The 7,202-nt window shown below is 32.4% G+C and carries 7 protein-coding genes; 3 read left to right on the top strand and 4 right to left on the bottom strand.

What is annotated here, in order from left to right; translation table 11 throughout:
* The 4 genes from JCM15579_RS09230 to JCM15579_RS09215 all read right to left on the bottom strand — a co-directional run.
* On the bottom strand, nucleotides 1–577 hold a 577-nt coding region (locus JCM15579_RS09230), incomplete at its 3' end, for a response regulator transcription factor (RefSeq protein ID WP_083464612.1).
* The gene (locus JCM15579_RS09225) at nucleotides 577–2,160 is read right to left on the bottom strand and encodes a sensor histidine kinase (RefSeq protein WP_054718988.1); all 1,584 of its coding nucleotides are present in this window, start codon (nucleotides 2,158–2,160) and stop codon (nucleotides 577–579) included. The genes JCM15579_RS09230 and JCM15579_RS09225, both read right to left, overlap by 1 nt.
* 114 nt (nucleotides 2,161–2,274) lie before the next feature.
* Nucleotides 2,275–3,024: a 3-deoxy-manno-octulosonate cytidylyltransferase gene (gene kdsB, locus JCM15579_RS09220; RefSeq protein ID WP_054718985.1), complete on the bottom strand. Its 750-nt coding sequence runs from the start codon at nucleotides 3,022–3,024 to the stop codon at nucleotides 2,275–2,277.
* A gap of 18 nt (nucleotides 3,025–3,042) precedes the next feature.
* Nucleotides 3,043–4,209: a sensor histidine kinase gene (locus JCM15579_RS09215; protein ID WP_054718982.1), complete on the bottom strand. Its 1,167-nt coding sequence runs from the start codon at nucleotides 4,207–4,209 to the stop codon at nucleotides 3,043–3,045.
* Nucleotides 4,210–4,396: 187 nt separating this feature from the next.
* Between JCM15579_RS09215 and JCM15579_RS09210 the strand changes: the two genes are divergently transcribed.
* The 3 genes from JCM15579_RS09210 to JCM15579_RS09200 are packed head-to-tail and all read left to right on the top strand — an operon-like array spanning nucleotide 4,397 to nucleotide 7,199.
* Nucleotides 4,397–5,638 carry a sigma-54 interaction domain-containing protein gene (locus JCM15579_RS09210; protein WP_218186119.1) on the top strand — a complete coding sequence of 414 codons (1,242 nt, stop codon included), beginning with the start codon at nucleotides 4,397–4,399 and terminating at the stop codon, nucleotides 5,636–5,638.
* A 35-nt stretch (nucleotides 5,639–5,673) separates the two neighbouring features.
* Entirely contained in the window at nucleotides 5,674–6,186 is a 513-nt protein-coding gene (locus JCM15579_RS09205) for an LptE family protein (RefSeq protein ID WP_054718976.1), read from the top strand.
* Between the two features lie 5 nt (nucleotides 6,187–6,191).
* On the top strand, nucleotides 6,192–7,199 hold the full coding sequence (locus JCM15579_RS09200) for a DUF8458 domain-containing protein (protein WP_157471408.1): 1,008 nt from the start codon (nucleotides 6,192–6,194) through the stop codon (nucleotides 7,197–7,199).
* Nucleotides 7,200–7,202 lie beyond the last annotated feature (3 nt).

Here is a 7,202-nt window from a genome sequence, read left to right as displayed (position 1 = left end):
AAAAGTTATCATCGCCCCAAATGCTTTTTAAGGCCGTTTCACGGGGTAAAATTTGATTGAGATTTTCAGCTAAAAGTTTTAATAATTCCGCTTCTTTGGGAGAAAGTTTTTGCTCAACATTGTTAATACTTAAAATTCTAAGGTTTGAATCAAAACTAAATTTACCGATCCTAAATACGCTTTTACTATAGGAGGAAGAATTCCCATTGTTCCTAGATAAAATTGCCTTTATCTTATAAATTAATAGTTCTGAATCGAATGGTTTGGTAATATAGTCATCAGCACCTAAACGGTATCCTTGAATGATATCCTCTTTAAGAGTTTTAGCTGTTAAAAAGATAATTGGCATATCGGAATCTTTATGCTTTATTTCTCTTGCTAAAGTGTAGCCATCCATTTCAGGCATCATTACATCTAAAATACATAGGTCGAAAGGGTGAGAGGTAAATGCTTTTAGACCTTCCTTACCATTAATGCATAATGTTACTTCAAAATCAGAAATTTCGAGGTAATTTTTCATTACTGCACCAAAATTGGTTTCGTCTTCGACTAGTAGTATTTTGATTGGTTCTGCCATCATATTTTACTTAGTGGTAAGGATAGTTTGATACTTGTACCCTGACCAGGTTTACTGTTAACATCAATTGATCCGTTATGACGATCAATTACTAACTTTACATAGCTTAGTCCCAAACCAAATCCTTTAACACTATGAATATTTCCAGTTTCAGCACGATAAAATTTCTTGAATATTCTTTTAATCGTTTTTGAATTCATTCCTATGCCTGAGTCTTTGATGATAATTAAAATAGATTGGTCATGGTTTTCAGTACTAAGTTCTATTTTAGGTTCTTCGTTCGAATATTTTATTGCATTATCGAATAAATTGAAAAGTACATTTAGAAAATGAACTTCATCAACATCTGTAATATCGTTAATGGCATTTAGATCGGTTGTTAAGTGACCATTTTTTTCATCAATTTGCAATTGGATATGCTCTGCAGCTTTTTGAATGATTTCATTTAGATGGCAGGATTGAAGGTTTAATTTTAATTCATGCTTCCCGAATAATGACAGTTGAAGAATGTTTTCGACCTGTTTGTTCATTCTAAAATTCTCATCCTTAATGATACCTGTGAAATATCTAATTCGATCTGGATTTCCAATTACCTTAGGATTATTTATGGAATCTGACGCCAATCCAATGGTAGCAATTGGAGTCTTAAATTCATGAGTAATATTGTTGATGAAATCTGATTTTATATCACTAATGCGTTTCTGCTTTAGGATTAAATACACTGCATTGATAAATGTTACAACAATAAAAATGGTAAATATTCCTGATAGAATAAGAAGTGGCATTATTGATTTGTAGATCAGATTGAATCTATCGATAAAATCGAGTGATAAAATTTGATTTGTGAATACAATATCATTGGGAAATAAGTTGACTTGATATTCTGATTTTTTTAGAACGTCATTATAATTGCTATCTGATGAATAAATTAGGAGTAGAGGCTCACCAGCAAAAATTGCGAAATTGAAATCGGAATCAATATTGTAATTTTTCAACTCTGAATGGATTAAGCTTGGGAGTTTATCAAAATCTATTCTTTCAGCGATGGAAACATCTTTGTTTTTGAATTCATACATTACTTTGCTGAAGATGTTTTCTATTTGTTTTTCCTTTCGCTTTGCTCTTATAATCGTATCTTTTGTTTCTACATGAATATCTATTTTGAGAGTAGAATCCATTTCTTGTTTGTCATGCCACAAATTAAGATGTCCAGAGTTGGATTGCATTACAATGACTTGGGAGTTTGAATCTATTTTATAGGAGGTTTTTCCATTAATCGTTTTTTCTGCTTTGATTTTTATTACATTTTGGCCAAATTTTTTGCCCGATTCAAGAAAGTGTTTGATTTCACGAGTTTCAATATTTTCATGAGGATGGTTTGGTAGTCCCTTTGTTAGAAATATAACTTCCTCACTTTTTTCAAGCTTGGCAACAATTGTATGAAGAACTTTGTTGATATTGGAATCAAAAGTTCTTTCCTCAATAAAAATTGCATTTCGTATCCAAAGAATTTGCACTGCAATAATTCCAAGTAAGGAAATACTCATTAAAATGATTAAACCTGTAATTAGTTTTTTACTCATGAGTTTTTGTAATTGTATTTGAAGATACATTACAAATTTACAACCTGCAAAGATTGATTGTGGTTAAGGTCTTCCTAATAATCCTTAAAGAAAAGTTAAAGCATAAAAAAGGGACTATAAAAGTCCCATATTTTTTATTCGTTCTAAATCTTCAGGAGTATCAATGCCAATTGATTCATGTTCGGTAATATCTGTTTGAATCCAATATCCATTTTCTAGCCAGCGAAGTTGTTCCAATGACTCTGAAAGTTCCATACTACTCTGTTCTATTTTGGTAATTTCGTGAAGCACCTCACTTTTGTATGCATACATTCCAATATGTTTGTAGAATGTGCCATGGTTTAACCACTCTTCTTTTTCTACTCCCCTTTGATACGGAATTGGAGATCGACTAAAATAAAGAGCTTTCTGATCTTTGCTAATTACAGCCTTCACCTTATTGGGATCGAATATATCTTCTTGACAAGAGATTTGTTTTACCAATGTCGCAATTTGTGTATTCGGAGAATCAAAACAGGCTTTTACTAATTCTATTTGATCAGGTTGAATAAAAGGCTCATCTCCCTGAATATTGATTACAACATCATACTCTTGTTGATTTGATTCAGAAATTGTAGCAACAGCTTCTGCAATTCGATCTGTTCCACTCTGGTGATCAGAAGAGGTCATTACAACCTTTCCACCGAATTTTTCTACTTCAGTTTTAATTCTCTCATCATCCGTAGCAACCCACACTTCATCAATTGATAATAAAGTTTGTTCATAAACTCTTTGAATCATTGTTTTGCCATGAATATCGGCTAAAGGTTTTCCAGGGAATCTGGTCGAAGCGTATCTTGCCGGAATAATTCCTATGAATCTCATTTATTTTTTTGTTATAAATTATTTAGGCAAAGTAAATAAAAATTCAGAACCTTCGTTCACTTTACTTTTGACCATTATTTCTCCACCATGACCAGTAATAATTTTTTTCGCAATGGCTAATCCCAATCCAGTGCTGGTTTCGTTCGCAGTAGTTTTAGCGCTGGTAGTACCAAATTCGGTAAAAAGTTTCGATAATTCGGATTCTGGAATTCCAACACCTTGATCTTTAATACTAATTTCAAAATTTGTTGTTTGATCTTTAATATCAACAGTAATGGTAGTCTGAGGGGTAGAATATTTTATGGCATTGCTCAATAAATTGTGCAGCACTTGTTCAATTTTACTTTTATCTATATTGACCGTTGAATTTTCAACTTTAACCTTGTTGATAATTTTGATGTTCTTTTTTCTGGCAAAAACCTTATTGATTTTTACAACATCCATTATGATTTGTCCAATGTTTTCGTGATTCTTTTTCAGGCGTAGTTTTCCTCTTTCTATATTCGAAATATCAAGTAACTCGTTAAGCAATTGAAGTGAGAATTGACTACTATCCTTTATCAATGTTAAGAATTCTTCTTTTTCATTAACAGAAAATTCGTTTCCTGAGTCTAATAGGATTTCGGAAAAAGAACTAATTGCTCCAATTGGGTTTCTTAAATCGTGAGCAGCTATTCCAAGAAACTTTGACTTTTGCTCATTCAAACTTTTTAAAGTTTCATTTTGCTCTTCGAGTTGCTTTCTGTGATTTTCCAATTCTGTGTGATCGTCAATAATAATTAAAGTATACTTTTGACCATGAAATTGGATGAATTTTGTGGAGTAGAGAAAATGCTTCGACTCTTTGGTTTGGGAAGTATAAAAATCTCGACTAAGCTTCTTTCTGTAGGTAGGAACTTTCTCCGACATTGTTTTGAGAATATCCTTTCGTAATTTACAATAGGAACAATTACTTGTTGTACCACAATCTTTACCTTCCTCAACTGCAAAAACACAACCCAAAGCATTGCCACATAATTCTCCCAAAACTTGTTCTTCTCTTTTTTGAAAAAGAATAGAGAATGAATCGTTCACATTTTCAATTTTAGCAGATTGATCTACAATGAAAAGGGCAGAGGTAATATTATCAAATAAAATATTTAAAAATTCATTTGATTCTTTTAGGTTTTCTAGTTGTAAGGCCATCGCACTTGTATTTATAATCCAATAACTAAATTGTTACGCTTAGATGTAAAAAAGGATACCAAAATTAACAATATTTAGAGATTTTAAGAATGATTGTAGATTAAACTAAAAACAAAAAATTGTAATTTTGTCAGATAGTATGAAAAAATTTCATGCTGTACATTTTAATTTCAAGATTTGAGATTTGATGGAAGTACAAAAAATAAAACAAAGATTCGGAATAATAGGGAACTCTTACGCTTTGAATCGTGCGATAGATATTGCAGTTCAGGTTGCACCAACTGATTTATCGGTGCTTATTACTGGAGAAAGTGGTACTGGTAAGGAAGTGTTTCCTCAAATTATTCATCAGTTCAGTTCAAGAAAACATGCACCTTATATTGCCGTAAACTGTGGAGCAATTCCCGAAGGGACAATTGATTCAGAATTGTTTGGACATGAAAAAGGAGCTTTTACAGGGGCTTTATCAGACAGAAAAGGATACTTTGAAGTAGCCGATAAGGGAACCATTTTTTTGGATGAAATTGGTGAGTTGCCATTATCAACGCAAGTTAGATTATTACGTGTTTTAGAGACTGGAGAATTCATAAAAGTTGGTTCTTCAAAAGTTTTAAAAACCAATGTAAGGGTAGTTGCTGCCACTAATGTAAACATTCCAAAATCGGTAAAAGAAGGTAAGTTTCGTGAAGATTTGTATTATCGATTGAATACAGTTCCTATTTCGATGCCACCTTTAAGAGAACGTCAGGACGATATTCATTTATTGTTTAGAAAATTTGCCCAGGATTTTGCAGAAAAATATAGAATGCCACCTCTTAGATTAGATGAAGGGGCTCAACAAATATTAAAGTCTTATCGTTGGCCAGGTAACATCCGACAACTAAAAAATATTACCGAGCAAATTTCGATTATCGAGAAGGAAAGACAGATTAGTGCCGAAAATTTGCAGACTTACCTTCCAATGAGCGATGAGCATATGTTGCCTGCGATTTATAAAGAGAATAAAAGACAAGAGCAAAGTTTTTCTTCGGAAAGAGAGATCCTGTATCAGGTACTATTTGATATGAAAAAAGATATGTCGGATTTAAAAAAGTTGGTATTTGATTTAATGCAAAAGGGCGGTGATTCTGAAGATTTACAGAAAGACAATGCTATGCTAATTCGTAAACTGTATGAAGATCAGGAAATGGATATCGTGCAACATAAGCCTGTAAAGCAACAAACTGTTAATATTTCTACATCCGACGATTCTGTAATTCAGGATACTGAAGTTTTTATTGAAGAGTCATTATCCTTGGAAGAAAAAGAAATTGAGTTGATTAAAAAAGCTTTGGATAAACACAATGGAAAGCGTAAATATGCAGCTCAGGATTTAGGAATATCAGAGAGAACATTGTATCGTAAAATCAAAGAGTACGATATTGGTTAATTATTATAAATTATTGCTATTTTTATTTTTCATATATGAAGTTTATTAAAGTATTTGTTTTAAGCCTTTGTGTTGCTGTTTTAGCCGTGGCTTGTAAGGTTTCTTATTCATTAACAGGTGGAACATTATCCGATAAAGTACAGACTTTTTCGGTGCAGTATTTTCCAAATCGTGCTCCATTGGTAAATCCAAATTTAAGTAATCGATTTACTGAGGAGTTAAAGGAGAAGTTTAGAAGTCAAACTTCCTTGAATGAAGTTGTGGATGGAGAAGGACATCTTAATTTTGAAGGGGAAATTACAGGTTACAGAACCCAGGCATTGGATATTAAGGCAGGTGAGATTGCAGCTACAAACCGACTAACGGTTACAATTAAGGTGCGATTTACAAATGAAATTGAAAGTGAGAATGACTTTGACAAGAGTTTCTCGGCCTTCAAGGATTATGATAGTATATCTCAGTTGACCGATGTGGAAGACGAACTTCTTAATGATATTTTAGAGCAAATTATAGATGATATTTACAACGAAGCAGTTGTAAACTGGTAATGATTATGGAACAAAGCAGAATACAAGATTGGGTTAAAGATTCAAAAACAATGGATAAAAACAGCCACAGAGAATTAAAATATCTGGTGGAAAAATATCCTTTTTTTGAAGTGGCTCATTTGTTACTGCTTAAAAAGCTAAATGATAGTCAGAGTATTCGATTTAAGGAAGAATTAAGAAATTCATCTCTCTATATATCCGATAGAAGGCAACTTTACTTGCTTTTAAATGACAGGTTGAAATTAGTTCCATTTGAAAAAACAGTTTCAGTTGAAAAAGCTAAAGATGCAGAAACAAATCTGGAAACTGAAAGCATAAATCAGCAAGATTTTGCTGCAGATACAATTGTAGAAGAACCTGTAATTGAAGAGCTTTTTGAACTATCTGCTGAAGTAAGTATCGTTGAAAACGAAGAGAAGGATATTCTTACGGATACTGATCATCTTACAAATGATGAGATTCTTGAGTTGAATGAGCCAGGAATTGATTTAATAGAAGTTGAATCTAAACCAGAAGAAGAGAAAGCGAAAGAAAAATCAGATTCAGATTTATTGGTGGCAGCAACCGAAGTGTATCATATCGGTTACGGTGGCAATTTCTACACTTTAAAGGAGAACGAAGAACAGGAAGAAGAGAAGTTGAAAGATAAGAATCATACTTTTACCGATTGGATGGAGGTTGTTGATAAGAGTGAAGAAACATCAAAATCAGAGCCTGAAAAACCAGCAAAACCCAAGAAGAAAAATCTTGATCTTATTGATAATTTCATCCAAAATGAGCCATCAATTCAGCGAAATATTAAAGTAGCTGATAAACAAGAGGATATTTCTGTCGACAGTGTGCGTGAAAATGACAGTTTTATGAGCGAAACTTTAGCATCTATATATGTGAAACAGAGGTTGTTTGATAAAGCAATTGCTGTTTATCGTAAATTAGAGTTGAAAAATCCCGAAAAAAACGTTTACTTTGCGAGTCAGATTAAGAAAATAGAAAAATTAAAAAATAGTAAATAAATA

The organism is Marinifilum fragile JCM 15579 (assembly GCF_001310955.1).
Taxonomy (GTDB): domain Bacteria; phylum Bacteroidota; class Bacteroidia; order Bacteroidales; family Marinifilaceae; genus Marinifilum; species Marinifilum fragile.
Note: the sequence above shows the minus strand (reverse complement) of the source record. Positions and strands in the feature narration are given on the sequence as shown.

Excerpts from the sequence above, each read along its gene's own strand:
- JCM15579_RS09200 (WP_157471408.1), top strand. The coding sequence starts at position 6,192 with ATGGAACAAAGCAGAATACAAGATTGGGTTAAAGATTCAAAAACAATG.
- JCM15579_RS09215 (WP_054718982.1), bottom strand. The coding sequence starts at position 4,209 with ATGGCCTTACAACTAGAAAACCTAAAAGAATCAAATGAATTTTTAAAT.
- JCM15579_RS09225 (WP_054718988.1), bottom strand. The coding sequence starts at position 2,160 with ATGAGTAAAAAACTAATTACAGGTTTAATCATTTTAATGAGTATTTCC.
- JCM15579_RS09210 (WP_218186119.1), top strand. The coding sequence starts at position 4,397 with ATGGAAGTACAAAAAATAAAACAAAGATTCGGAATAATAGGGAACTCT.
- kdsB (WP_054718985.1), bottom strand. The coding sequence starts at position 3,024 with ATGAGATTCATAGGAATTATTCCGGCAAGATACGCTTCGACCAGATTC.
- JCM15579_RS09205 (WP_054718976.1), top strand. The coding sequence starts at position 5,674 with ATGAAGTTTATTAAAGTATTTGTTTTAAGCCTTTGTGTTGCTGTTTTA.